This is a genomic window from Protofrankia sp. Cas8, assembly GCF_963555845.1.
Lineage (GTDB): Bacteria > Actinomycetota > Actinomycetes > Frankiales > Frankiaceae > Protofrankia.
In genome coordinates this window covers 1,045-2,701 of record NZ_CAUVXI010000233.1, presented here as the reverse complement: position 1 = coordinate 2,701, position 1,657 = coordinate 1,045, and the positions used below count along the sequence as shown (strand labels likewise).

The following is a 1,657-nucleotide window of genomic DNA, read 5'->3' as shown; positions in this document are numbered from 1 at the left end:
GCGAGCAACACGCTGGCGGTACGCGGATGCGCCGAGCTGGTCGATGAAATCGATATCCACTGTGACTACATCACCTGCGCTGTCGGCACCGGCGCCACGATGGCCGGCATCGTTTATGGACTGGACGGTAAGGCTCAGGTTGTCGGCTTCTCGTCGTTGAAGGGCGGCAGCTTCCTTGCGGATGACGTAAGGTGTTTACTCGCCGCCGTCGGCAAAGAGCACCTGTCGAACTGGTGGATTGAGACCGACTTCCACTTCGGCGGCTATGCCACGCGCAAACCTGAGCTCAACGAGTTCATGGACTGGTTCGAGGCGACGCATCACATCACGCTCGACTGGGTGTATGAAGCCAAGATGCTCTTTGGCGTGTACGCCCTGATGGCCGCAGGCGCGTTCCCGTCCAGCTCAACTATCGCGGCCGTGATCGCTGGCGGCCCGGAGCCGGATTAGCTCTCCACGAAGCTCTGCTGCGCCCGGCCCCACAGCCAGCCATCCTTGATCACCCTCGCTCTCACGCTGCACGACCTGGGCGAGCATCGGGCCGCCCGCGAGTGGGAGGCCTTCGTCAGGCGGCAACGCCGTGAACCGTGCACCGTGACGAAAGAGCCCCAGGCTTCGACCGTTGGCGCTACGGGTGCGTCCCGATGGCCCGCGCCCGACACTCACAGACGTGCCCACGCTGCCGGATGACGTGACCGCCGCGCTGACCGCTCCCCTGGCCCGGGTCGATGCCGACCTGGCCGCGCGCTTTCCCGGTGAACCAGGTGTCCGACAGCCCGTCCACACCTGTTATGTGCCGGCCGACCAGATGAGGGCGACCCTCGCCGACGACTGGGGCGCCGCCGCGCTGGCTGCGCTCGACGCACACGCCGGCGAACCGCCGGTGCTGGCGGCCGCGACCGGCATCCCGGCTGACCTGGCCGAACGGGTGCACGCCCATGTCCGCCGGGTGCTCGCCACCGCCCCGATCGCCGACCTGCGGGTGGACTGTGAGGACGGTTACGGCGACCACGACGATGCCGAGGAGGACGCCCACGCCGTCGCGGCGGCCGATGCGCTGCGCGCGGCCGCGGACGCCGGCCGGCTACCCGCGTCCTACGGGCTCCGCCCCAAATCCCTGGACCCGGCCGTGCGGACCCGCGGCCTGCGCAGCCTGGACCTGTTCGTGACCACCCTCGCCGCAGGCGGAGCCATCCCACCCGGGCTCGTGGTAACGCTACCGAAAGTGAGCGCTCCCGAGCAGGTCGAGGTGTTCTGCGACATCCTCACCGAACTTGAGAATCGCCTGGGCATCGGTTCCGGCCTCGGCGCGGGCATCCGGCTGGAGGTGCAGGTCGAGACCCCGGCCGCGGTACTGGCGCTGCCCGCGATCGTGGCCGCGGGCCGGCCCCGCCTGACCGGCCTGCACGTGGGCACCTACGACTACTCGGCGGCGCTGGGCGTGAGCGCCGAGCACCAGGCCAGCGATCATCCGGCGGTGGAACTCGCCACCGCGCTCATGCAGCTCGCGGCCGCCGGCACCGGCGTGCAGGTCGCGGACGGCTCGTCCAACCTGCTGCCCGTCGGGGACCGGGCCGCGGTGCACGCGGCCTGGCGGCGCCACGCCGACCTGGTCCGCCGCGCCTGGATGCGGGGGATCTACCAAGGCTGGGATCTA

Annotated in this window: 1 protein-coding gene and 1 pseudogene; both read left to right on the top strand. The window is 70.1% G+C overall.

All coding sequences use genetic code 11. The annotated features are described in order from the left end of the window. Positions 1 to 450: pseudogene (locus tag U9977_RS23480) on the top strand (hypothetical protein); the annotation flags it as partial. A gap of 220 nt (positions 451 to 670) precedes the next feature. After that, positions 671 to 1,657, top strand: a 987-nt coding sequence (locus U9977_RS23475) for a DUF6986 family protein (protein ID WP_322751454.1), incomplete at its 3' end; no start/stop codon positions are given.